This is a genomic window from Novosphingobium sp. G106 (assembly GCF_019075875.1).
Lineage (GTDB): Bacteria > Pseudomonadota > Alphaproteobacteria > Sphingomonadales > Sphingomonadaceae > Novosphingobium.
Genome location: NZ_JAHOOZ010000001.1, coordinates 1,000,054 through 1,022,740 on the forward strand (window position 1 = coordinate 1,000,054; position 22,687 = coordinate 1,022,740).

The 22,687-nt window shown below is 65.9% G+C and carries 21 protein-coding genes and 1 pseudogene; 6 read left to right on the forward strand and 16 right to left on the reverse strand.

Annotation, left to right across the window (positions count from 1 at the left end):
• Position 1: 1 nt before the first annotated feature.
• The 4 genes from era to lepB all read right to left on the reverse strand — a co-directional run bounded on the left by era (position 2) and on the right by lepB (position 3,450).
• The gene (era, locus tag KRR38_RS04685) at positions 2–922 is read right to left on the reverse strand and encodes a GTPase Era (RefSeq protein ID WP_217399088.1); all 921 of its coding nucleotides are present in this window, start codon (positions 920–922) and stop codon (positions 2–4) included.
• Positions 919–1,587 carry a ribonuclease III gene (rnc, locus tag KRR38_RS04690; protein ID WP_217399090.1) on the reverse strand — a complete coding sequence of 223 codons (669 nt, stop codon included), beginning with the start codon at positions 1,585–1,587 and terminating at the stop codon, positions 919–921. Before rnc ends, era begins: the two co-directional genes overlap by 4 nt.
• 67 nt (positions 1,588–1,654) lie before the next feature.
• Positions 1,655–2,479, reverse strand: a complete 825-nt coding sequence (locus tag KRR38_RS04695) for a hypothetical protein (protein ID WP_217399091.1) — start codon at positions 2,477–2,479, stop codon at positions 1,655–1,657.
• A 104-nt stretch (positions 2,480–2,583) separates the two neighbouring features.
• On the reverse strand, positions 2,584–3,450 hold the full coding sequence (gene lepB / locus KRR38_RS04700) for a signal peptidase I (protein ID WP_217399093.1): 867 nt from the start codon (positions 3,448–3,450) through the stop codon (positions 2,584–2,586).
• Between the two features lie 129 nt (positions 3,451–3,579).
• Here lepB and pgi point away from each other — a divergent pair.
• Positions 3,580–5,098 (forward strand): annotated as a pseudogene (gene pgi / locus KRR38_RS04705) (glucose-6-phosphate isomerase).
• A 162-nt stretch (positions 5,099–5,260) separates the two neighbouring features.
• Here pgi and KRR38_RS04710 read toward each other — a convergent pair.
• A complete protein-coding gene (locus tag KRR38_RS04710) occupies positions 5,261–5,725 on the reverse strand; it encodes a MarR family winged helix-turn-helix transcriptional regulator (RefSeq protein ID WP_217399094.1) in 465 nt (154 codons plus the stop codon).
• 182 nt (positions 5,726–5,907) lie between these two features.
• On the opposite strand from KRR38_RS04710, the gene gorA reads away from it, so the two are divergent.
• Complete coding sequence (gene gorA, locus KRR38_RS04715) at positions 5,908–7,254, forward strand: glutathione-disulfide reductase (protein WP_217399096.1); 1,347 nt, start codon at positions 5,908–5,910, stop codon at positions 7,252–7,254.
• 81 nt (positions 7,255–7,335) lie between these two features.
• Here gorA and epsC read toward each other — a convergent pair whose 3' ends face one another.
• The 10 genes from epsC to KRR38_RS04765 form a co-directional block, all read right to left on the reverse strand.
• Positions 7,336–8,292, reverse strand: a complete 957-nt coding sequence (gene epsC, locus KRR38_RS04720) for a serine O-acetyltransferase EpsC (RefSeq protein ID WP_217399098.1) — start codon at positions 8,290–8,292, stop codon at positions 7,336–7,338.
• A gap of 73 nt (positions 8,293–8,365) precedes the next feature.
• A complete protein-coding gene (locus KRR38_RS04725) occupies positions 8,366–9,619 on the reverse strand; it encodes an alkaline phosphatase D family protein (protein ID WP_217399100.1) in 1,254 nt (417 codons plus the stop codon).
• A gap of 104 nt (positions 9,620–9,723) precedes the next feature.
• Positions 9,724–9,906 (reverse strand): hypothetical protein, encoded by a 183-nt coding sequence (locus tag KRR38_RS04730; protein ID WP_217399102.1) that lies wholly within the window; start codon positions 9,904–9,906, stop codon positions 9,724–9,726.
• A gap of 23 nt (positions 9,907–9,929) precedes the next feature.
• Positions 9,930–10,388, reverse strand: a complete 459-nt coding sequence (locus KRR38_RS04735; protein ID WP_217399104.1) for a hypothetical protein — start codon at positions 10,386–10,388, stop codon at positions 9,930–9,932.
• Positions 10,354–11,466 (reverse strand): hypothetical protein, encoded by a 1,113-nt coding sequence (locus KRR38_RS04740; RefSeq protein ID WP_217399106.1) that lies wholly within the window; start codon positions 11,464–11,466, stop codon positions 10,354–10,356. The genes KRR38_RS04735 and KRR38_RS04740 overlap by 35 nt, the downstream gene beginning before the upstream one ends.
• Before the next feature lie 13 nt (positions 11,467–11,479).
• Positions 11,480–13,894, reverse strand: a complete 2,415-nt coding sequence (locus tag KRR38_RS04745) for a TonB-dependent receptor (RefSeq protein WP_217399108.1) — start codon at positions 13,892–13,894, stop codon at positions 11,480–11,482.
• 492 nt (positions 13,895–14,386) lie between these two features.
• Complete coding sequence (locus tag KRR38_RS04750) at positions 14,387–15,586, reverse strand: mandelate racemase/muconate lactonizing enzyme family protein (protein ID WP_217399110.1); 1,200 nt, start codon at positions 15,584–15,586, stop codon at positions 14,387–14,389.
• A complete protein-coding gene (locus KRR38_RS04755) occupies positions 15,576–15,734 on the reverse strand; it encodes a hypothetical protein (protein ID WP_217399112.1) in 159 nt (52 codons plus the stop codon). Before KRR38_RS04755 ends, KRR38_RS04750 begins: the two co-directional genes overlap by 11 nt.
• 10 nt (positions 15,735–15,744) lie before the next feature.
• Entirely contained in the window at positions 15,745–16,581 is an 837-nt protein-coding gene (locus KRR38_RS04760) for a CmcJ/NvfI family oxidoreductase (RefSeq protein ID WP_217399114.1), read from the reverse strand.
• 16 nt (positions 16,582–16,597) lie between these two features.
• A complete protein-coding gene (locus tag KRR38_RS04765) occupies positions 16,598–17,251 on the reverse strand; it encodes a peroxiredoxin (RefSeq protein ID WP_217399116.1) in 654 nt (217 codons plus the stop codon).
• 318 nt (positions 17,252–17,569) lie between these two features.
• Here KRR38_RS04765 and yghU point away from each other — a divergent pair, with 318 nt between their 5' ends.
• Complete coding sequence (yghU, locus tag KRR38_RS04770; RefSeq protein ID WP_375293407.1) at positions 17,570–18,448, forward strand: glutathione-dependent disulfide-bond oxidoreductase; 879 nt, start codon at positions 17,570–17,572, stop codon at positions 18,446–18,448.
• 429 nt (positions 18,449–18,877) lie between these two features.
• Here yghU and KRR38_RS04775 read toward each other — a convergent pair whose 3' ends face one another.
• The gene (locus tag KRR38_RS04775; protein WP_217399120.1) at positions 18,878–19,981 is read right to left on the reverse strand and encodes an acyltransferase; all 1,104 of its coding nucleotides are present in this window, start codon (positions 19,979–19,981) and stop codon (positions 18,878–18,880) included.
• Between the two features lie 83 nt (positions 19,982–20,064).
• Between KRR38_RS04775 and KRR38_RS04780 the strand changes: the two genes are divergently transcribed.
• The 3 genes from KRR38_RS04780 (at position 20,065) to KRR38_RS04790 (ending at position 22,669) form a co-directional block, all read left to right on the forward strand.
• A complete protein-coding gene (locus KRR38_RS04780) occupies positions 20,065–20,787 on the forward strand; it encodes an SDR family oxidoreductase (protein ID WP_217399122.1) in 723 nt (240 codons plus the stop codon).
• 113 nt (positions 20,788–20,900) lie between these two features.
• Complete coding sequence (locus tag KRR38_RS04785) at positions 20,901–22,430, forward strand: acyl-CoA carboxylase subunit beta (RefSeq protein ID WP_217399124.1); 1,530 nt, start codon at positions 20,901–20,903, stop codon at positions 22,428–22,430.
• 2 nt (positions 22,431–22,432) lie between these two features.
• Complete coding sequence (locus KRR38_RS04790; RefSeq protein ID WP_217399126.1) at positions 22,433–22,669, forward strand: hypothetical protein; 237 nt, start codon at positions 22,433–22,435, stop codon at positions 22,667–22,669.
• Positions 22,670–22,687: the final 18 nt, after the last annotated feature.

Below are 22,687 nucleotides of genomic sequence, written 5' to 3' on the forward strand. Positions count from 1 at the left end.
TTCACTTCACCCACTCCAGCCCGATTTCCTCGAACAGGTCGCGGCTGTCGGCCCAGTCTTCCTCGACCTTGACGTGGAGGAACAGGTGGACCTTCACGCCGAGCAACTCGGCCAGTTCCTTGCGCGCGGCCTCGCCGATCGACTTGAGCTTGGCGCCGCCCTTGCCGAGGACGATGCCCTTCTGGCTGTCGCGCGCGATGACGATCTGCTGGTGGATCTCGACCGAGCCGTCCTTGCGCTGGGTGTAGCTCTCGTGCCGCACGGCGCTGTCGTAGGGCAGCTCGTCGTGGAGCTGGCGGTAGAGCTGCTCGCGGGTGATCTCGGCGGCGAGCAGGCGTTCGCTGGCGTCGGACACCTGGTCCTCGGGATAGTGCCAGGGGCCTTCGGGCATCAGCTCGGCCAGCCGAGCCTTGAGCTCCGGCACGCCGTCGCCGGTCAGCGCCGAGACGAAGAACACCTCGTCGAATTGCCCTCCCTCAAGATTATCGGCACCCACCAGTTCCTGCGCCGCCACAAGCAGCGGTTCCTTGGCGGTCTCGTCGACCTTGTTGAGCACCAGTATCTTGCGCTCGCTGCGGCCCTTGAGCGATTCCAGGATGGGCTCGAGATAATCACGCCGCTTCTTGCGCGCGTCGACCACCAGCACGATCGCATCGGCCTCCTGCGCGCCGTCCCAGGCGGCGGCGACCATGGCCCGGTCGAGCCGGCGCTTGGGCGCGAAGATGCCCGGCGTGTCGGCGAGGATGATCTGGGTGCGCTCGTCCCCAGACTCGGCCAGGGCGATGCCCATCAGCCGTGCGCGCGTGGTCTGGGCCTTGGCCGAGACGATCGCAACCTTCTGGCCGACCAGCGAATTGACCAGCGTCGACTTGCCCGCATTGGGCGCGCCGAGGACGGCCACGAGACCGCATTTATCCGTCACCCGAACCTCCTGAGGAATTCTTCAGCCGCCAGCGTTTCCGCCTCCTGCTTGCTGCTGCCGGTGGCTTCCGCCTGGCCGACGCCGTTGATGGAAACCGCGACGGTGAAGCGCGCGGCGTGGTCTGGGCCTGAGCGCTCGACCAGACTGTATTCGGGCATCTTGCGGCGATTGCCCGCGGCCCATTCCTGCAATGCCGACTTGGGATGCTTGCTCTTGCCGGTCTGGCCGGTGACCGCATCCGACCACAGCCGACGAACGATGTCGCGCGTCGCATCGAACCCCTGCTCGACGAAACTGGCGCCGAGCAGCGCCTCCATAACGTCGCCGAGGATGTTGTCGCTGTCCTGTCCGCCGTCTTCGCGCGCTTGCTTGCCGAGCAGCATGTGCGGGCCGAGGTCGATCGCCCTGGCGACCGCGGCGCAGGTCGTGCGGCTGACCAGCGCGTTGAGCCGCTGCGACAGCTTGCCCTCGTCCCCGGTGCCGAGCTCGTGCAGCCATTCGGCCACGGCGAGGCCGAGCACGCGGTCGCCGAGGAATTCCAGCCGTTCGTAATTGCGCGGCTGACCGGTGCTGCCATGGGTCAGCGCTTCGAGCCAGAGCGATTCGTCCTGGGGTTCCCGCCCGGCGAGGCGGGCGAGAAAGGCGCGGGTGTCCTCTGTCAACATCGGGCCGCTTTGGGGTGGGCGCGGGCGCGAGGCAATAGGCAATCCGCCGTCCAGCTAGGTTCCGGTCCTAGAATCCCGCTTCCAGGATGATCGCCGGCCCGCTGAACTTGTATTGGAAGCGGCCCGTGTAGCGGTCCTTATCCACGTCGACGCGGTAATCGACGTAGCGGAAACCGGCGCCGATGCCGACGTTGTCGAGGATCCGGTAGCTGAGCTTGGCTTGCGCGTTGATGAGGCGCCCGTCGTAGTCCGAAACCTTGAGCGACAGGTAGTCCACCCGGCCGCCGATCGTGAGGCGCGGGATGATCTCGTAATTTGCGAAAAGGCCGATCGTGGGAAGCGGGGCCAGGAAGTCTTCGCCGCCGCGGTTGGTCTGCACCGCCTGGCTGCCGATGCCGCCGGCCCCTTCGAGGGCAACCTTGAACTTGGTGGCGTGCAGGCCCAGCGCGATACCGGCCTCGACCGTGTCCTTGCGGACGATCGAGTAGTTGAGCGTGAGCCGATAGATGTCGGTATCGAAGCTGGAAGCAATCGCCACATTGGCCGGATATTGGATACCGTCGAAGGTGATCGGACGCGCGGTCGTCCTGTCGCCATTGCGGCCGATCGAGAAATACTCCGCTACGACTGCGAATTTCCGGCTGATCCGGGCGCCGGCGAGGAAGGCAGGCAGTTCCTGGCGCGCGTCGAGGCCGAGATCCTCCTCCATATCGATTTCGGTGCCGATGGCGGGGTTCGCCTTGGACGTCACCGAGACCGAGGAATCGATGTGGGGGCGGTAAAGCGAGGCTTCCAGCCAGAACCGGTCATGCAGTGCCTGCGCATGCGCGGGAGCCAGCGGACTGGCGACGGCGATCGCCAGGGCGGAGAGGGTGCGGGCCGGAATCTGCATGCCCGAAGGACATCATACGGACCCCGAGTGGTCTATCGGGGTTAGTCCGGATTCCGGGCGGAGGAAGGTCGGGACGCTGCGGAGTTACCGGCGTACCGGCGTATTTAGAAAGTGCCGCCGATCCGGTTCCAGCGGGCGGCGGTGAACCAGGTCCACGGCTTGATCCACTCGGCCGATCCGTCGGTCGAGAACATGACGATCGTCGCGCGGCCGACGAGGTTGGCCTGCGGGACGAGGCCGATGCCCTGCTTGGGATAGGCGGGGAAGCGGCTGTCGAGCGAATTGTCGCGGTTGTCTCCCATCAGGAACAGCGAATCCTCGGGCACGACGTAGACCGGGGTATTGTCCTGTGCGGTGCGTTCGAGGTCGAGCACGTTGTAGCTCTTGCCGTTGGGCAGCGTCTCGCGGAACTGCGGATAGGAGCAGACGCGCGTGCCATCGGGCTTGGTCACTTCGTAGCGGTTCTCGACCGCGAAGATCGGCGCGTAGCAGTGTGTGTTGGGCGAGACCGCGACTTCGAAATTGGCGACGCGGACCTTGGGCACGGGCTTGCCGTTGATGTGGAGCTGACCGTCGACCATCTGGATCTGGTCGCCCGGCAGGCCGATCACGCGCTTGATATAGTCGTCTTCGTTGGTCGGCGGCGCCTTGAAGATGACGACGTCGCCGCGCGAGGGCTGGCTGGCGAGGATACGGCCCGGGATCAGCGGCGCGCTGAACGGCAGCGAGAAGCTGGAGAAGCCGAACGGCCACTTCGCTGCGAGCAGATAGTCGCCGTTCTCCAGCCGCGGCAGCATCGACTCGCTCGGGATGTTGAACGGCGCGAAGATGAAACTGCGGAAGACGACGACGAGCAGCACCAGCTTGGTCAGGAATACGAAGAAGTTCTCTTCTTTCTTCGCCGGCTTGGCGGGCTCTGTGGTGGGCGTGTTGTCGTCTGTTGCCTGGGCTGCGGGAGCGGTATCGGTCATTGCAGAATCCATGTTGATCGCCGCGCCATACGGCATGCTTGTCGCCCTGTCGCGTCTAGATGGCGACTTCGCATTGTCTTCGCAATTGCAGCAGGCCTAAGGTCCACAGCTCAGCGAAGGAGCCAAGCAATGAACGAGTCGGTCCGGGCGGCGTGGGATGAACTGAAGAAACTGCCGAGCCCGCGGCTGGCCGACCTGTTCGCCGCCGATCCTGGTCGGGTCGACCGGCTCGCGAAGAAACTGGACCTGCCCGGCGGCGCCATCCTGTTCGACTGGTCGAAGACCCATCTCGACGAAGCCAAGCTCGCCATCTTCGCGAAAATGGCCGATGCGGCGGGCTTGGCGGCGAAGCGCGAGGCGATGCTCGAAGGGGAGGTGGTCAATCCCACCGAGGGCCGCGCTGCCGAACATACCGCCGAACGCGGTATCGGCGCCGAGGAGAGCGTCGAGCTCGCCGCCACATTCCATGCGCGGATGCACATGCTGACCGAGGCGATCCACCAGGGTGCGCTCGGTGAGATAAAGCACCTGATCCACATCGGCATCGGTGGCTCGGCCTTGGGGCCGGCCCTTGCGGTCGACGCCTTGGCGCGCGACGGGGCGATGGTGGACGTGCATGTCGTCTCCAACATCGACGGTTGCGCGCTCGAAGCGGCCTACGCTGTTTGCGATCCCGCGACGACCTTGATCGCCGTGGCATCCAAGACCTTCACCACGACCGAGACGCTGATCAATGCGACCAGCGCGCTCGCCTGGCTGCGCGAGAATGGCGTCGACGATCCCTACGGCCGCGTCGTCGCGCTGACCGCGTCGCCGGACAAGGCGGTCGAGTGGGGGGTCGACGAGACGCGAATCCTGCCGTTTTCGGAAAGTGTCGGCGGGCGCTATTCGCTGTGGTCGTCGATCGGTTTTCCGATCGCGCTAGCGCTGGGATGGCCCGATTTCGCCGAATTCCTCGATGGCGCCGCGGCGATGGACGCGCATTTCCGCGACAGCGAATGGGACGCCAACCTGCCGCTTCGCGCAGCCTTCGCAGACCAATACTACACCCACGTCCGCGGCTGCCAGACGCGCGCGGTCTTCGCCTACGACGAGCGGCTGCGGCTGTTGCCCGATTACCTGCAGCAGCTCGAGATGGAATCGAACGGCAAGTCGGTGACGACCGAGGGCAAGCCGGTCGACGGGCCGACTGCGCCGATCACCTGGGGCGGGGTGGGCACCGATGCGCAGCACGCGGTGTTCCAGTTGCTCCACCAGGGCACCAACCTCGTTCCGATGGATTTCATCGCGGCGATCCAGCCGGGCGACGCGCTCGATCCCGCGCACCACCGCATCCTGCTGTCGAACTGCTTCGCCCAGGGCGCGGCGTTGATGGCCGGGCGGCACAACGACGACGGCGCGCGCTCCTATCCGGGCGACCGGCCCTCGGCGACGATCCTGCTCGACGAGCTGAACCCGGCCTCGCTCGGCGCGCTGATCGCGTTCCACGAGCATCGCACCTTCTGCAACGCGGTGCTGATGGGCATCAATCCCTTCGACCAGTTCGGCGTCGAGCTCGGCAAGGAGATCGCCAAGCAGATTGAGAAGGGCGGGGGAGAAATTCGACGCTTCGACCGAGGCACTGCTGGCTGCGGCCGGCATATCCTGACGGTGTAGGCGATCGAAGCTCCGGCCCATGCGCAGACCGGAGCCTCGACCGCATCCGTCACGGCGCGCTGCTTCGCCGTGGGAAACGGCTTTACCCATAACTCAACCGGTTTTGTAGACAAGATGCCGGCGACGAAATGCCCGGGGATGACGGCAGCCGGATTCAGCTTCCGTTGCGCCGCTCCGCACCAATCGCGACAAGGGCGGCCAAGGCGCGGCGCGTACCGGCCACGTCCGCTTTGCCGACGCGCTCCAGCAGCGCGGCATCGACCTCCGCGCGCGCCGCCGCCTGGACTTCGGCAGCGCCCCGTCCGCGGTCGGTCAGCGTCACGATGAGTTGGCGGCGATCGCCGTCGTCGGGGGTGCGCGCGAGATAGCCGCGCGCCACCAGCGTATCGACGAGCTGCCCCGCGCCCTGCTTGGTGATGCCCAGCTCGCGAACGAGTTGCCGGATCGGCACGCCGCCGGCGCCCATGGCGAGGCCCCCGATGACGTAGAGCCCGTTGCCGGGAATATCGTCGTAGCCTGCTGCCTCCAGCGCATCGCGCATGGCACGGCCATAGGTGGCGCGAGCGTGGCGCAGCAGTGCGGGCAGCACGATTTCGGAAAGTTCGGTCTGGTCGGTCATGGTCTTTCTCCACGTTGTGCGGGGGGAAGGATCGCGGCGCCCCGCAATTTGGTCAAGTTAATTGACTGTCATGTTTTGTGCGAACGCGTTTCGATCGGCCGCTTCGATCACGGCAATCCACAAAAGCCTCTGGCAACACGGCTTCGCGCCGCCCATATGCGCTCGCGCAACAGGAGCATTTCATGGCTGAGTACGACTACGACCTTTTCGTCATTGGCGCGGGTTCGGGCGGCGTACGCGCGAGCCGGGTCGCGGCCTCGCACGGCGCGAAAGTGGCCGTGGCTGAGGAGCACCGGATCGGCGGCACCTGCGTCATCCGCGGCTGCGTGCCCAAGAAGCTGCTCGTCTACGGCTCGCACTTCGCCGAGGAACTGCAGGACGCGGCCAATTACGGCTGGACGGTCGAGGGCATGAAGTTCGACTGGAACGTGCTGCGCGACACCGTGCTGCGCGATGTCGCCCGGATCGAGGGCGCCTATACCCAGACGCTCGACAGCAACAACGTCGACCATTTCCTCGAACGCGCAACGATCATGGGCCCGCATGCCGTCCGGCTGGCCAATGGCCGCGAGATCAGCGCCAAGTACATCCTCGTCGCCACCGGCGCCTGGCCGGTGATGCCCGAGTTCGAAGGCTCCGAGCATTGCATAACCTCGAACGAGGTGTTCCACCTGCCCGAACTGCCCAAGCGCGTGGTGATCCAGGGCGCGGGCTATATCGCGATGGAGTTCGCCGGCATCTTCAACGCGCTCGGCTCGCATGTCACCGTGGTCAACCGCAGCGAGGCGATCCTGCGCAGCTACGACCAGTCGCTGCGCGACCGGCTGCTGCAGATCACCATGGCGCGCGGCATAGAATACAAGTTCCACTGCCCGCTGACCAAGGTCGAGAAGCAGGCAGACGGCAGCTTCTTGGCGACGCCGGGCAAGCTCGAGCCGCTCAAGGCCGACGTCGTGCTGATCGCTACCGGCCGTTCGCCGAAGACCGCGGGGCTGGGGCTGGAGAATGCCGGCATCGAACTCGGCCCCAAGGGCGAGATTCCGGTCGACGACTACAGCAAGACCGCCTGCGACAGCATCTACGCCGTGGGCGACGTGACCGACCGCATCCAGCTGACCCCCGTGGCGATCCGCGAGGGCCATGCCTTCGCCGATACCGTGTTCGGCGGCAACAAGCGCAACACCGTCTATGACTGCGTGCCGAGCGCGGTCTTCTCGCAGCCGCCGCTCGCCGCGGTCGGGCTGACCGAGGGCCAGGCGCGCAACAAATATGGCAACATCAAGGTCTTCTCGTCGGATTTCCGCCCGATGAAGAACGTCTTCGCCGAGCGCCATGAGCGCGGGCTCTACAAGCTGGTCGTCGATGCCAATACCGACAAGATTCTGGGCATCCACATGATCGGGCCTGAAGCGCCCGAGATCCTGCAAGCCGCGGCGATCGCGGTGCGCGCGGGGCTGACCAAGGCGGACTTCGACGCGACCGTTGCGCTGCATCCCTCGATGGCGGAAGAGCTCGTTTTGATGCGGTAGGGGCAATCCGGCGGTCGGTGCTTAGCTTCCCTGTCGCAAACCGCCAGCATCCCAACCGCGCACGGAACCAGACGGTCCTGCCTAGTCGAAGGGATCGTCGACTTCGATGTCGATGCTCGGCTGATGCTGGCGCACGCGGCTGCCTGGCGGCACCGAACGCGTCAGCCAGACGTTGCCGCCGATCACCGAGCCCTTGCCGACCGTGATCCGTCCGAGGATCGTCGCGCCCGAATAGATGGTCACGTCGTCCTCGACGATCGGATGGCGCGGGTCGTCCTTGACCAGATTGCCCGCCTCGTCGGTGCGGAAACTGCGCGCGCCCAGGGTCACCGCCTGGTAGATGCGCACGCGGTCGCCGATGATCGCGGTCTGGCCGATCACCACGCCGGTGCCGTGATCGATGAAGAAGCTCTCGCCGATGCTGGCGCCGGGATGGATGTCGATCCCCGTGCGCGAGTGGGCGATCTCGGCGATGATCCGCGCGACCAGCGGCGCGCCGAGCAGATAGAGCTCGTGGGCGATGCGGTGGTGGATCACTGCCGTCACGCAGGGGTAGCACAGCAGTACCTCGTCGACGCTGCGCGCGGCGGGATCGCCCGAATAGGCGGCTTCGAGATCGGTATCGAGGATGCGTCGGAGTTGGGGCAGGTGTGCCGCGAGCCGGCTGATGATGACCCGCGCGGTGATTTCGCGGTCGTCTTCCGTCAGGTCGGCGCGTGCATAGGCCAATTCCATGCGCACCTGTGCGGTCAGCAGCGGCAGCGCGTTTTCGAGCGAGGCGAGAACGAAGGCGTCCTCGTTGTCCTGCGTCAGTTCCGCCGGCCCCAGGCGGATCGGAAACAGCACGGCGCTCAGCGAGTCGACGATATGAGCGATCGCGTGGCGCGAGGGAAAACCGTGCTCGCCGTATTCGGCATGCCGCGCCTGCGATTGGCGCCAGTTCTCGCGCGCGGCGCGCAGGCTCGCCACGATCGCCGGCAGCGCGCCGGGCTGCTCGGGTTCATTGTCTTCGCCAAGGGCCGTGCATGCAGTTGCCATGGCAGAACCTATCGCACCGTTGCAGGGAAAGCCGCAAGCGCCGCGCTTGTTCCGCGCCGCTTGCGGCCCGCGGTCATGCCCGCCGGTTTATCGTGAATGTCGCGAACGGCTGCAGCGAGGCGATTGCCTCGACCGGCTCGGGCGGGCGCCAGCGGAACTGGCGGACCTCGATATGATCGGGCGTCACGTCGAACAAGGTGAAGCCGTTGCGCTCTTCGGTCGCGGCAACGTCGGTGCCGGTCAGCTTTTCGGGAATGCGCGGGAACATGCCGCGGCCCTGGCTCGGCCAGCCGCGCGAGCCCGTGCCGATCGGCCCGCTGAGGATCGCCTCGACGGGATTGGCCGAAAGGTCGAGATCGCCGCTCGCGGTCAGGCGCTTGGCACCGCTGGCGTGCATGTCGCCCGAGATGGTGATCGCGGGACGACCCTTCTGCGCGCTCAGCGCCTTGATCAGCCGCTGGTGCTGGTCGAACCAGCCCGACGGCCAGAACTCCTTGTCGCTGCCCTTTGTACCTGGCGGCGGCTTGTCCCCGTACCATTCGCCGATCTTGCCCGCGGTCCAGCCGAAGGGGTTGGAGGGCGCGTGGATATAATGGCTGGCGGTCGAGGTGCGCAGGCGTTCGATCAGGAACTGCTCGACCTCGGGGAAGAGCACGCCGTAGCCGGTTTTGGTGTCCCAGCCGCGCCTGCAGTCGAACAGGGCGATCTCGGCGAGCTTGCCGATCTTCACCGTCTCGACCGTCTCCGAGGTCAGCGCCCCGCCTTTCAGCCGCGGGCGGCCGAGCGCATAGGGATAGACCATCGCCGCCGTGCGACGCTGCAGGCCGAGAACGAAGGGCCGCGGCGGGAACGAGTAGCCCCAGGTGCCGCCGTTGTCGTTCTCGAAATAGTCGTGGTCGTCGGTGACGAAGACCAGCGGCACCGAGGCGAAGCGGTCCTCGTAGAGCGCAGCGACTTGCCGGCTGATGATCGTATTGAGCGAGTGGCGGTTGGTCTCGGAATCGAACGCGGTGTCCTGGTCGATCCAGGCGATCTTGTGATAGCGCTCGGCCGTCTGGGCCTGGCTGGCCGCGTCGCCGCGCCACTTGAGCGCCGTGTTGAGATCCCAGTAGATGTGATCGCCATTGGCCACGGCAAGGTCCGGCGCGAAAGTCAGCGCCCGGTCGAGCAGCGCCCGCCGGAAAGCCATCGGCAGCGCGTCCGCGGCCTCGTCGCCGCCGGCGCAGGTGAAGAACAGCACGCGGAAGCGCTCGGGCGATTGATCGGCGCCGGGCAGCGTCTTGAGCTGCCAAGGCTCGCGCAGCGGCGCGCCGTGCTCGTCCTTCAAGGTCAACTCGTGCGAGGTGCCGCCCTTGAGGCCGCGCTGGACGAAGCCCCAGGCATAGCCGTCGGTATCGAGCTTTTCCGCACGTACCGCACGCCCGTCGATCGTCAGCGTCGGCGCCGCGGAGGGGGCGTCTCGAGCAGCACCTTGACCGCGAGCGTATCGGCGCTGGCCGCGGGAATGACTGCGCGAACCGCCGCGTTCTCCTTCGACCAGGCGATGCCGCCCATGAAGCTGCTGCCGAGGCCGAGCGCCGTGGCGCCGCCGAGTATGTGTCGCCTGCTGAACATCGTGCTGTTCCTTTCGCTGCCGGTCAGGCCGGCCGCTGGATGGTGAATGTGCTGTAGGGTTTCAATGAAGCGATCGCGGCCACCGGCTCGGGCGGGCGCCAGCGGAACTGGCGGACCTCGATCCGCTCGGGATAGACGTCGAACAGAGTGAAGCCGTTGCGCTCCTCGAGCTTGTTAATCTCGGTCGCCTTGAGCTTGGCCGGGGTGAACGGAAAGGCGCCCCGTGCCTCGCTGGGAAAGCCGCTGCCGACCGTGCTGATCGGGCCGGCTAGGATCGCATTGATCGGATTGGCCGACAGGTCGAGCTGATCGCTGCGGGTGATCCGGGTGGCACCGCTGGCATGGAAATCGCCCGAAATGGTGATCGCTGCGCGCTGCTTCTGCGCGGTCAGCGCAGCGGCCAGGCGCTGGTGCTGGGCGAACCAGCCGGGCTGCCAGTAGCCCTTGTCATCGCCCTGCGGGGGTAAAGCCCGGCGGGCCATCGGCGTACCATTCGCCCAGCGCGCCTTTCGACCAGCCGAACGGATTGGATGGAACGTGGACCAATTGCTGTGCCGTGGACTTGCGCAGCTGCTCGATCAGCAGCGCTTCGACCTCTGGGAACAGTACACCGTTGCCGTCGACCGACCAGCCGCGGCGGCAGTCGAACAGCGCCAGCTCTATCAGCTTGCCATAGCGCGCCGTCTCCAGCGTCTCGGCTGGCCAGGCCGGCAGGTTGGGCCGGCCGAGCGCGAAGGGATAGGCCATGGCCGCGACCCGGCGCTGGAGGTTCAGCACGAAGTCGCGCGGCGGGAAGGCGTAGCCCCAGGTGCCGGCATTGTCGTTCTCGAAATAGTCGTGGTCGTCGGTGATGAAGAACAGCGGCACCGAAGCGAAGCGATCCTCGTAGAGCCCGGCGATCTGGCGGCCGACCACGGTATTGATCGAGCGGCGGTTGGCGTCGGGATCGAAGGCCTGGTCTTCGGCGATCCAGGCGATCCGCTCGTAGAGCTCGCGGTTCTTGGCGTGCTTGGCGTCGCTGCCGACATATTTGAGCCCGGTCCACTGGTCCCAGTAGACGTGGTCGCCGTTGGCGACGGCCAGGTCGGGCTGGAAGCTTAGCGCCCGGTCGAGCAGCGCGCGGCGGACGGCGAGCGGCAGGTATTCCGCGGCTTCGTCGCCGCCCGCGCAAGTGAAGAACAGGATGCGCGCGTGCTCGGGCGCGGCATCCGGCGCGGGGAAGGTGCGCAACGGCCAGGGCTCGCGCAGCGCGGCGCCGTGCTCGTCCTTGAGCTCGAGCGTATAGCGCGTGCCGGCGGCGAGGCCGCCCTGGACGAAGCCCCAGGCATAGCCGTCGGTGTCTATCCGCTGCGCCGTCACCGGCCGGCGGTCCAGCGTGAGCACTGGCGCCGCCGCGGCGGGCTTGTCGAGCAGCACCTTGACCGCGACGGTGTCGCTGGTGACCGAGGGGAGAATGGTGCGCACCGCGGCATTCTCCTTCGACCAGGCGACCCCGCCGAGGAAGGCGCTGCCTAGGCCGAGCGCCGAGGCGCCCCGCAGGATCTGGCGTCTATCGGGCATGTCTCGCTCCCCCTCAGAACTTGACGCGCGCGGTGGCGCCGAACTGGCGGGGGTCGCCGAGATTGCCGGTGATGAGGCCCGTGTTGGCCGCGCTTTCGGCGAGCAGGTACTGCTTGTCGAAGAGGTTGCGCACCCAGACCGAGAAATCGAGCCCCGAATCGGCGACGCGGAAGCCGATGCGGGCGTTGGCGACCCCGTAAGGCGCGATCCGCGTATAGATCGAATTGAGCCCGCTGGTGTCGTTGGACGAGCGGTGATTGTAGTCGATGCGGGTATAGACCTCACCATCGCTGCCGAGGGGCTGGCTCAGGTCGAGGCTGAAATTGTAGATGAACTTGGGTGCATTGGCGAGCTGGACGCCGGTCAGGTCCTGGGTCTTGCTGACGTTGCTGTTTTCCGGCGCGACCTGCGCGTTCTTGTAGTTGGTGTAGACCGCATCGTTATAGGCTGCCGACGCAGTGAACCGGACGTACTGGGTGGGCGCCACGACGAGGTCCGCTTCCACACCGCGCGAGCGCACGCCGGGGATGTTGGAGATGTAGCGGATCGAGCTTGTTGTGGTGCCGATCTGCTGCGTGATCGCGGCCTGGTAGTCCCTGACCTTGGTCCAATAGGCGGCGAGGTTGAGCGTGACCCGGCGATCCCAGAACTGGCTCTTGAGGCCCACTTCCCAGGCATCCACCTTTTCGGGGCGCACGACCGGCGAGATCGGCTTGCCGTCGGCCCCGTTGGGCAGCACGCCCAGGCTGAGCCCGCCCGACTTGCTGCCGCGCGAATAGCTCGCGTAGAACAGCACGTCCTTGGTCACCTTGTACGAGGCGTTGATCTGGCCGGTCAGCGCATCGTCGTTGAGGCCCGTGGTGTAGCGCACGACCGGATAGACGGCATCGCGCAGCGCCTGGGCGGTGGCCCGGTCCGCCGGGCTGAGCACCGACAGATCGTTGCCGGCGACGGTCCGCTCGTCGAAAAGGCCGGTCTTGTCCTCATGCGTATAGCGCAGGCCCCCGGTCACGCTCAGCGCGTCGGTAGCGTGCCAGGTCAACTGGCCGAACGCGGCATAGCTCTTGGTGATCGGCTCGATGATCGAATCCGACTGGAAGTTGGTATAGGCGTAGTTGGCGAGTGTGCGATTGGCGGTGGGGTTGTTCCAGACCGCATACGACGGCCCCAGCTGATACTGGCCGAGGCCGTGGACGACCTGATAGAAATAGTAGGCGCCGACCACGTAGTCGATCTTGCGATCGCCGGTGGACGCAAGCCGCAGTTCCTGGCTGAACTGGCGCTGCTTGTTCGACGTCCCGCCCTTGAGGTTGATCGGCAGGCGGGTGTTGTCCTGGTCGTTGAGTGGATACCAGTCCCACCAGCGATAGGCCGTGACCGAGGTCAGCGTGGCACCGCCGACATCCCAGTCGATCTTGCCCGAGACGCCATAGCCTTCCATGTTCGCCTGGAACTTGGCGTCGGCATCGACCTGATAGGCGAAGGGATCATTGGGGTTGTAAGGCAGGACATATCCGGCCCGCGCCGCGCGATCGTAGAAGTTGTTGGTGACGGTCGCGCCGTTGGCGAATTTCGTGAACACGCCCAGGATACTGGCGATACGCGAATAGCCGCTCTGCTTGGAATAGTCGCCGATGATACGGATCGTGACGGTGTCGGTCGGCTTGGCCAGAAGCTGCCCGCGCAGCGACAGGGTATCGCTGCCGTTGACGGTGCGGCCGTTGAACAGATTGGTGACGAACCCGTCCTGATGGGTGTCCGAAACGGTCAGCCGCGCGGCGACCTTGTCGGCGACGAGCGGACCGGAAACCGAGGCGCGGACCTGGTGGTAATTACGCTCGCCCAGCGTCGCTTCGCCGGTGGCCTCGAAATCGAACGAGGGCGCCTTGGTCGTGATGTTGATGGCGCCGGCCGTGGTGTTCTTGCCGAACAGCGTGCCCTGCGGTCCGCGCAGCACTTCCACCCGGTCGAGGTCAATCAGGTCGAACTGCGAGGCGCCGATGCGGCCGTAGTAAACGTCGTCGACATAAAAGCCGACGCCGATCTCGAGACCGTCGTTCTGGTCCGAATTCGAGCCGAGCCCGCGGATGTTGACGAAGGTGTTGCGCGCATTGTTGTTGCGGATGACGAGGCTTGGCGTGAGGTCGGCGATCTGGACGAGGTTGATCGCGCCGGTCCGCTCTATCGTGGCACCGCTGACCACGCTGAGCGCGATCGGCACTTCCTGGGCCCTTTCCTGGCGCCGCCGCGCTGTGACGAGGATTTCGCCGTCGTTCGGTTCGGCAACGTCGGCTGCCGCGCTGTCGCCGGCTGCGACCGAGGCGCTGGCGTCTGCGCCGTCTGCGGCCCAGGCCGGCGTCGCTGCAAGGGCCCAAAGGCTGATACCAGCAGCCAGCAGATGGCGCGCGCCCTGAAACTTGATAGACATTTCGTGCACTCCCCGCGCCGGCAGCGGACAGGTGCCGGGCCCCGCTCATCGAGCGGGCACACGGCAGCCTTCCGGCGCACGGCCAGAATTCGTTGATTTTCGATGGCCGGACGGCATCGCTGCGCGCCGCGAGAGCGCGCATGTCGAACCGCCGTTCAGCTCAGTTTTGGATGGATCGGCCCGGTGGTCCGGCGCCTATGTCAGAGTCGTCTGGTACGCATGTCTTGTTCCCTGCTTCGTCGAGGAGGAACACGACACCTGGCGCGGTCGCCTTAGTATCGCGCGCTTTAGCCTTTGGTGACGCGGGGCAAGCTGCTTCCAGTCAAAAGCCGCGGGTCAGGGCGCATGGAAATACGCGTCCGGCCTGACCAGCCGGAGCGCGCTGCGTGAAACTCAATCTAATTGGTAGATATAAATTGGCAACGCAAATCCGGCTTTGTCACACTAAAGCGTGGCTTTTGATCGGCGGGCCGAGTGGAAGGGTGAGGGCGTTCAGACAGCCTGCTGTGCGGCGACCTTCTCATTGAGTTCGAAGCCGAATCCCGGCCGTTCGCTGAGCGGGAGCAGGCCGCCGGGCTCGATCCGCTCGCGCGGGATCAGGAGATCGGCGCGCCAGGGCACTTCGCCGAACGAGAACTCCAGGATGTCGAAATTCGGCACCCCGGCCATGACATGCGCCGCGGCGATGTTGCCGATCGGGCTGGCCGGCCCGTGCGGCGAGACCGCGAGACCCGCACCCTCGGCGAGGCCGGCGATCTTCTTGAGCTCGACCATGCCGCCGCAAAGCTTGATGTCGGGCATGACGATGTCGACCGCGCCGCCGCGGACGTAGGGATAGAAGCCTGCGACCCCGTAGATCGACTCGCCGCCTGCCGTGGGCATCCTGGCCGCGCGGTTGATCGCGGCGAGATCGGAAACCGGGTCGGCTGGCGTCACTTCCTCGAGCCAGAACAGGTTCAGCGGTTCGAGCCGGCGGGCGAGAGCGAGGCCGTCCTCCAGATTGAAGCGGCTGTGCGCGTCGATCAGCAGGTCATTTTTCGGACCGATCGCGGCGCGCACCGCAGCGGCGCAGGCCACGCCCTCGTCGGTGAGCCGCGCGCGCTCCGCCGGGTCGACCGGTCCTTGCGGAATGGCGTCGAACGGCGCGAGCTTGATCGCGCTGAACCCCGCCGCGACGGCCGCGCGCGCCATGGCGGCGAAGCCCTCGGGCGTGCGCGGTTCGGTCGAACGGTTGATATTGGCATAGAGCCGCACCGCATCGCGCAGCTTGCCGCCGAACAGCTTGTAGGTCGGAACCTTCAGCGTCTTGCCGATCAGGTCCCAGAGGCATTGCTCGAGCGCGCTGATCGCGACATGCGCCGAAGCGCTCGCCTGCGGGCCGGCCTCGGCGATGGCGGCCTGGCGAAACCATTCGACGTCGAACACGCTGCGGCCGCCCAACAGCGCGGCGAAGCGCGTCAGCGCCGCCAGCGACTCCTCATCGTGCCCGCCATGGCTGGCATCACCGAGTCCGGTCAGCCCCTTGTCCGTGCCCAGCCGCACGACGATCCAGTTGCCGCGCTTGTTGACGCGCAGGCGGAAGGTCTCGAACCCGGCCACGCGCGGCGAACTGTCCGCCGCGGCCCAGGCGAGGTGCGGCGCTAGCGCGAACGGAACGACTGCAGCTGCCTGCAACAAGGCCCTACGATGCACGCGTGCCCTCGGGCGTCGAGGAAACCAGCACGCGCATCGGCCTAGCCGCGCGGTCGCCGTGCAACGGCTTCGGCGACAGGGCGGTCAGGTCGCGCAGGACGGGGCGTTCGCGCACCGCGCGGTCTCCGCCGAGGGATTGTAGGGTCATGACGGATTCCTCAGTCGGGATAGTAGACGAGCGCGCGGGTCTCGATGCTCTCGCGCTCGTGTGCGCCGCGCCATGCCGCGGCATCGTGGAAGGCGGCGTGCGGGGTGAAGCGGGCGACGCCTTTCTCGCGGGAATCGTAGCCCTTGATCAGGATCGCCTCGTCGGGCGTGACGCGCGGGAAATAGTACCAGCGCTGGCCGCGGTCGAAGGCGAGCGAATAGGTCTGGCCGATGCGGTTGCGGTAGACCAGCTCCGCCGGCACCAGGCTGTCGGGATGGACCGTACTCGCGTCGCACAGCGCGAGCGGCCATTTCTCCACGGCGCGCCCGATCGGTCGCCACAGGTTGACGATGGCGAAGTGGCCGAACAGCAGCGGGTCGACCGGAACGCCTCGCGCCGCAAGCTCCAGCGCCGCGCGATCGTGACCCGAGCGCAAGGTAAAGTCGTTGTGGGCGCGGCTCACCGGCTCGCGGATCCCCGGTTCGCCCGTACGCGCGGCGTTGCGGACGTTGTGATCGAAGGCGATCACTTTCGCCGCGCCCGTCGCGGCGGCCAGCACGCGCTCGACTTCGGGATAGTAGTCGCGGCGGACCGCCTCTTCGTCGTAGAAGTCGTGGAACGAAGTCGCCGTGCGCAGGAGCTCGAAGCCCTCGTGATCGAGCGAGAGACTGTCCGCGATCGGCCGCGCATTGCGGATCGAGACGAGGTGCGGGACATATTCGCCGGTCCGTGCCGGCACGCCGGGCGGCGGCTCGCACTGATAGGCGACCGGTGTGCCTTCCATCGGCTTCAGGAAGTTGATCGGTGCCTTGATCGCCGCGACGGTCACCGGGCTGTGCAGGGTCATCCTCGCCTCCTTTGGTTCAGCGTGCCTCTAACCGGCTGTCATGTGGCTGGGCGACGGTACGCAGGTAGGGCTTGTGCGTGGTCCAGCCGTTCGGGAACAGCGCGCGTGCGGCCGCATCGTCGAGCGAGGGGACGATGATGACGTCGTCGCCCTGCCGCCAGTCCGCCGGGGTCGCGACCTTGTGAGCATCGGTCAGCTGCAGGCTGTCGATCGTGCGCAGGATCTCCTGGAAGTTGCGCCCGGTCGAAGCGGGGTAGGTCAGGGTCAGGCGCAGCTTCTTCTGCGGGTCGATAACCAGCACCGTGCGCACCGTCGTCGTGTCCGAGGCATTCGGGTGGATCAGGTCGAGCGCCTGCGACACCGAGCGGTCATGATCGGCGATCAGCGGGAAATTGAGTGCCGCACCCTGCGTCTCCTCGATGTCGCTTGCCCAGTGCACATGGCTTTCGACCGGATCGACCGACAGGCCGATCACCTTGACGCCGCGACGGTCGAATTTCGGCTTGAGCTTGGCGACTGTGCCGAGCTCGGTGGTGCAGACCGGCGTGAAGTCCTTGGGATGCGAGAACAGCACCACCCAACTATCGCCGGCCCATTCGTAGAAGTTCAGCGGTCCTTCGGTCGAATGCTGGGTGAAATCGGGGACGGTGTCGAAAAGCTTGAGTGACATGACGTGTCCTTGGAGCGCTGCACGCTCATCAATGGGGCTGTCGAGAATACCTGGCGCGGCCGCCTCGGCATCGTGGATGGCGGCGGGAGCAGTCGACTGCACGGCGCCGCGATCAGCTGTCCCGGACGCAGGCGGCCAGCTGATCGAGGCCGCAGGGAGTTAGTTCAACTTATTTGGTAGAGTTTAGAAGTCAACTGCCATAAAAGCGGTTCGGCGATGCCGAGGCACCTGCCGTCGAGGATCGAGTATCCATTCCGCGCGGGACGATAAATCTCTATGTCGCGTGCCGAAGCTTCACCTGCATACAAGGAGAGACTCGTGCCGGATCAGGAATATACGCCGCCCGCAATCTGGGTCTGGGACAAGGAAAACGGCGGCCAGTTCGCTAATATCAACCGGCCGATCGCGGGCGCCACGCATGATCGGGAACTGCCCGTCGGTCGGCATCCGTTCCAGCTCTATTCGCTGGCGACGCCCAACGGCCAGAAGGTGACCATCCTGCTCGAGGAGCTTCTCGCGGCCGGCCATTCGGACGCTGAATATGACGCCTGGCTGATCCGGATCAACGACGGTGACCAGTTCGGCAGCGGTTTCGTCGAGATCAATCCGAATTCCAAGATTCCCGCCTTGCTGGATCGGTCGGGCAGCGTTCCGATCCGCGTTTTTGAATCCGGCGCGATCCTGACCCATCTCGCGGAAAAGTTCGGGGCGTTCCTGCCGGTCGAGCCGGCCGCCCGCGCAGAGACCATGTCGTGGCTGTTCTGGCAGATGGCGAGCGCACCCTTTCTCGGCGGCGGGTTCGGCCACTTCTACGCCTATGCGCCGGAGAAGATCGAATATGCGATCAATCGCTATGCGATGGAGGTCAAGCGGCAGCTCGACGTGCTCGATCGCCGGCTTGCCGAAACCGAATTCCTTGCCGGATCCGAGTACAGCATTGCCGACATCGCCACCTGGCCCTGGTATGGCGGCTTGGCATTGGGCAAGCTCTATGGGGCGTCCGCGACGTTCTTGTCCGTTCATGAATATCGGAACGTGCAACGTTGGGCGGCGGCGATCGCCGAAAGGCCGGCGGTGCGTCGCGGACAGATGGTCAACCGGGTCAATGGCGACCCGGCGGGGCAACTGCACGAGCGTCATGATGCGGGCGATTTCGCGACGCATACCGAGGACAAACGTCATGCCGCGGGTGAGTAGCCTTCGTTAGGCCTCGCTTGGGAGAAGAATCGAGCGGTTCCGATGAAAGCAAATAATCTGTTCAAGGGTGCGGCGGTTGCCGAAATAGCGAACGTTGCGCAGGCAATGATCTAGCTGGATTGCAGTCATCCCCAAACCCGCTCAGCCTGCGCTTATCGAAGGTTCCGGCGCGACGCTGGCTTCGGTGTGGATCGCAGCCACGGCTCATCTCCACCGTCGCCCCTGCGGAGGCAGGGGTCTAGATAAGCTCTCCTCGAGAAACGGAAGGCGCGATGAGGTAGCGTCAGCTGGACCCCTGCCTTCGCAGGGGCGACGTGAATTGCGGAATCTAGGCGCTAAGGCTTTCGACGAGTGCAGGCTGAGCGGGTTTGGTGTTTCTGGCAGTGTCCGATCGCACGGGTTTGCGCCGGCCATGCCGTTGCGGCCTGACTAGGCGGTGGCGGGCACGTCGCGCCTGCCGCCGAACGCACGGTCGAGCAGCGTGCGGATCCGGCCCTTGTGATGCTCGGTGAGCGTGGCGAAAGCCGCGCTGGCGGCCACCACTATGCCCAGCACCACCAAGAAGCCCAGCGCCCCGTTCTCCGGCGCGCGCAGCACGCGCAGCAGCTTCAGCAGCGGCCAGTGCAGCAGGTAGAGCGAGAACGACATGTTCGCGGCATAGCGGATCGGCTTTTCCGCGCGCTCGATCCAGTGGCCGCCGCCCAATGTCAGCGACCGCAGGCCGGCGAAGCCGAGCGCCATGGTCAGGGCCAGCGCGAAGTCGGTCGGTGCGAAGATCGAGAAGCCCATCCGCCAGGGCACGACCTGGTGGATAGCCCGGTACACCGGGCGCGAGAACTGCGGCATCACGAAGAGGCTTGCCAGTGCGACAGCGACGAAGGCCAGGCCCAGCCAGAAGGGCACCCGGCGCGCGATCGGCAGCCGGGCTAGGGCGACGCCGACCAGCCAGATGGGCAGCATCAGCAGCACGTTGGGCCCGGCGACCAGCGCCAGGACGGCCAGCCAGGCCAGTCGCTTCCAGCCGGTCATGAAAGTCGCGACGGCGAACAGGGCGTAGAACCACATCTCGTAGCAGAGCGACCAGTAGGGCGGGTTGGGCGCGAAGCCGGTCTGGTAACTTTCGCTGAGGAAAGTCAGTGCGAACAGCCATTCGCTTGCCGGGACGCCGGTGGCATCCTCGCCGAAGATAGGGGTCGGGGTTATGGCCGCGTCGATGAGCATGACTGCCAGCGAAATCGCCAGCGCGGGCAGCGCCACCGGCAAGATGCGGGCAGCGCGGGCCAGGGCATAGCCCGGCAGCGTCTGTTCGCGTCCGGCCGCCCTGGCGCGATCGACCGAAGCGGCGATGACCAGGCCCGAAAGCACGAAGAACACCACCACGGCATTGTGCTGGAACGCGAGACCGAAAGGATAGGGACCGCTGTAATGTCCGAGCTGTTTGGCGTGGCCGATCAGCACCGCCAACGCTGCCAGCGCCCGGACGAGATCCAGGACGATAGATAGCGGCGGTGTAATGAACGGTGTATCGCGCATCGAACCTCGGGACTTGAGGACTGGGCCCCACGTCCCGACTGCCTCGCACGGCCGCGCCCATAGCGGAAACGGAGACGATTGCCATGCATCTTTCGGGCAAGCGGGTGCTCGTGACGGGTGGAACGGACGGCATCGGCGCCGCGCTGATCCGGGCGCTGCGGGATGTGGGGGCGGAGATCATCACCACGGGGCGCACGGCGGAGCGGATCGCCGCCACGCGCGCCGACGGGTTCGAGGTGATCGAGGCCGATCTGTCCGCACCCGCGGGGATCGAGGCGGTGATCGCGGGGCTGGGCGACCGGCCGATCGACATACTGGTCAACAACGCCGGGGCGGGGGTGAGCCACGACTTCCGGCACGGCACGCCCGACGAGACGCTGCTCGATCCCGGCATATTCCTCAATCTCAACGCACCGATCCACCTGATCACGCGGCTGTTGCCCGTGCTGATGGCACGGCCCGAGGCGATGGTGGTCAATGTCACCTCGGGCCTCGCGATCGCGCCCTATGGCGGCGGGCCGGTCTATTGCGCGACCAAGGCGGGGCTGCGCAGCTACGGCCAGGCGCTGCGGCGGCAGCTCAAGGGCACGCGGGTGCAGGTGCTCGAGGCGCTGCCGCCGCTGGTCGCGACGCAGATGAATGCCGGGCGCTCGAAAGGCCTGATTTCCGCCGAGGAATGCGCCCGGCAGATCGTGCGCGCGATGGAGCAGAACGCGGCCGAAGCCAACATCGGTTTGGTCAAGGTGCTGCGGCTGATCTACTCGATCTCGCCGGCGCTGGCACGGGTGATCATGATCCGCGCATAACCGAACGGGACCTGTCACATCTGTTAATCGAGCGATTAAATGCTATTGCACTGCAGCGCTCGCGGGCTTAGGCGCGAGGCGAATAGGTGCCCGGTACAAGGAACTCTGCACGCATGTCAGCCAATATCGCCGAGATGGAAAGGCGCCGCGCGGCGGCCAAGCTCGGAGGCGGCCAGCGCCGCATCGACGCCCAGCACGCCAAGGGCAAGCTGACGGCACGCGAACGGCTCGACATCCTGCTCGACGAAGGCAGCTTTGAGGAAGTCGACGGCTACGTCGAGCACAACTGCGTCGACTTCGGCATGGACCAGAGCGAGAAGATCCCCGGCGACGGCGTGGTTACCGGCTCGGGTACGATCAACGGCCGCCTGGTCTTCGTGTTCAGCCAAGACTTCACCGTCTTCGGCGGCGCCGTGTCCGAGCGGCACGCGATGAAGATCTGCAAGATCATGGACGCGGCGATGAAAGTCGGCGCACCGGTGATCGGCCTCAACGATTCCGGCGGCGCGCGCATCCAGGAGGGCGTCGCAGCGCTCGCCGGCTATGCCGAGATCTTCCAGCGCAACGTCAACGCGTCAGGCGTGGTGCCGCAGATCAGCCTGATCATGGGCCCCTGCGCCGGCGGTGCGGTCTATTCGCCCGCGATCACCGACTTCATCTTCATGGTGAAGGACAGCTCGTTCATGTTCGTCACCGGTCCCGACGTGGTCAAGACCGTGACCAACGAGATCGTCACGCAGGAGGAACTGGGCGGTGCGATCACGCATACGACCAAGACCTCGGTCGCCGACCTTGCTTTCGAGAACGACATCGAGACGCTGCTGGCGACGCGCGATTTCTTCGACTTCCTGCCTCTGTCGAATAAGGAAGACGTGCCCGAGCGTCCCTCGGCCGATCCCTGGGACCGCCGCGAGGACAGCCTCGACACGATCATCCCGGCCTCGGCCAACCAGCCCTACGACATGCACGAAGTGATCCGGAAGACGCTCGACGAGGGCGATTTCTTCGAGGTTCAGCCGGCCTATGCGGGGAACATCATCTGCGGCTTCGGCCGCGTCGAGGGCCGCACCGTCGGCATCGTTGCTAACCAGCCGATGGTCCTGGCTGGCGTGCTCGATATCAACAGCTCGAAGAAGTCGGCGCGCTTCGTCCGCTTCTGCGATGCGTTCAACGTGCCGATCATCACGTTCGTCGATGTTCCCGGCTTCCTTCCCGGCACCAGCCAGGAGCACAACGGCATCATCAAGCACGGCGCCAAGCTGCTCTTCGCCTATGCCGAGGCGACCGTGCCGAAGATCACTGTGATCACCCGCAAGGCCTATGGCGGCGCTTATGACGTGATGGCCTCCAAGCACCTGCGCGGCGACCTCAACTACGCCTGGCCGACCGCCGAGATCGCGGTGATGGGTGCCAAGGGCGCGGTCGAGATCATCTTCCGCGGCCAGGACGCCGAGGGCATCGCCGCCAAGACCAAGGAATACGAAGACCGCTTCGCCAACCCCTTCGTCGCCGCGGCCAAGGGTTTCGTCGACGAGGTGATCTACCCGCATTCGACCCGCCGCCGCATCGCCCTCGGGCTTCGCAAGCTGCGCAACAAGCAGCTCGAGAACCCCTGGAAGAAGCACGACAACATCCCGCTCTGACGATGGTCACCGACGCCGATCGCATCTGGGGTTACCTGTTGATCGGCGGAAGCATCGTCTGGGCGGTCTACTGCCTGAAGATCTGGCGACGCGGCTGGATCTACGATGAAGAGGAAGACACGGTTCATGACCGCACGACCGGCCCCTATTCTTGGCGGTTCCTGCAGGTCCTGCACGTCGTCGGGTTCTTTGCGATCCTCTATCCGGGGCTCGCTTCGCTGAACGGCTGGTGGCGCTGAATTTCGGGGCTGGCTCCC

Excerpts from the sequence above, each read along its gene's own strand:
- rnc (WP_217399090.1), bottom strand. The coding sequence starts at position 1,587 with ATGTTGACAGAGGACACCCGCGCCTTTCTCGCCCGCCTCGCCGGGCGG.
- KRR38_RS04695 (WP_217399091.1), bottom strand. The coding sequence starts at position 2,479 with ATGCAGATTCCGGCCCGCACCCTCTCCGCCCTGGCGATCGCCGTCGCC.
- lepB (WP_217399093.1), bottom strand. The coding sequence starts at position 3,450 with ATGACCGATACCGCTCCCGCAGCCCAGGCAACAGACGACAACACGCCC.
- KRR38_RS04710 (WP_217399094.1), bottom strand. The coding sequence starts at position 5,725 with ATGACCGACCAGACCGAACTTTCCGAAATCGTGCTGCCCGCACTGCTG.
- gorA (WP_217399096.1), top strand. The coding sequence starts at position 5,908 with ATGGCTGAGTACGACTACGACCTTTTCGTCATTGGCGCGGGTTCGGGC.
- epsC (WP_217399098.1), bottom strand. The coding sequence starts at position 8,292 with ATGGCAACTGCATGCACGGCCCTTGGCGAAGACAATGAACCCGAGCAG.
- KRR38_RS04730 (WP_217399102.1), bottom strand. The coding sequence starts at position 9,906 with ATGTTCAGCAGGCGACACATACTCGGCGGCGCCACGGCGCTCGGCCTC.
- KRR38_RS04735 (WP_217399104.1), bottom strand. The coding sequence starts at position 10,388 with ATGGCCCGCCGGGCTTTACCCCCGCAGGGCGATGACAAGGGCTACTGG.
- KRR38_RS04740 (WP_217399106.1), bottom strand. The coding sequence starts at position 11,466 with ATGCCCGATAGACGCCAGATCCTGCGGGGCGCCTCGGCGCTCGGCCTA.
- KRR38_RS04745 (WP_217399108.1), bottom strand. The coding sequence starts at position 13,894 with ATGTCTATCAAGTTTCAGGGCGCGCGCCATCTGCTGGCTGCTGGTATC.
- KRR38_RS04755 (WP_217399112.1), bottom strand. The coding sequence starts at position 15,734 with ATGACCCTACAATCCCTCGGCGGAGACCGCGCGGTGCGCGAACGCCCC.
- KRR38_RS04760 (WP_217399114.1), bottom strand. The coding sequence starts at position 16,581 with ATGACCCTGCACAGCCCGGTGACCGTCGCGGCGATCAAGGCACCGATC.
- KRR38_RS04765 (WP_217399116.1), bottom strand. The coding sequence starts at position 17,251 with ATGTCACTCAAGCTTTTCGACACCGTCCCCGATTTCACCCAGCATTCG.
- KRR38_RS04775 (WP_217399120.1), bottom strand. The coding sequence starts at position 19,981 with ATGCGCGATACACCGTTCATTACACCGCCGCTATCTATCGTCCTGGAT.
- KRR38_RS04780 (WP_217399122.1), top strand. The coding sequence starts at position 20,065 with ATGCATCTTTCGGGCAAGCGGGTGCTCGTGACGGGTGGAACGGACGGC.
- KRR38_RS04785 (WP_217399124.1), top strand. The coding sequence starts at position 20,901 with ATGTCAGCCAATATCGCCGAGATGGAAAGGCGCCGCGCGGCGGCCAAG.
- KRR38_RS04790 (WP_217399126.1), top strand. The coding sequence starts at position 22,433 with ATGGTCACCGACGCCGATCGCATCTGGGGTTACCTGTTGATCGGCGGA.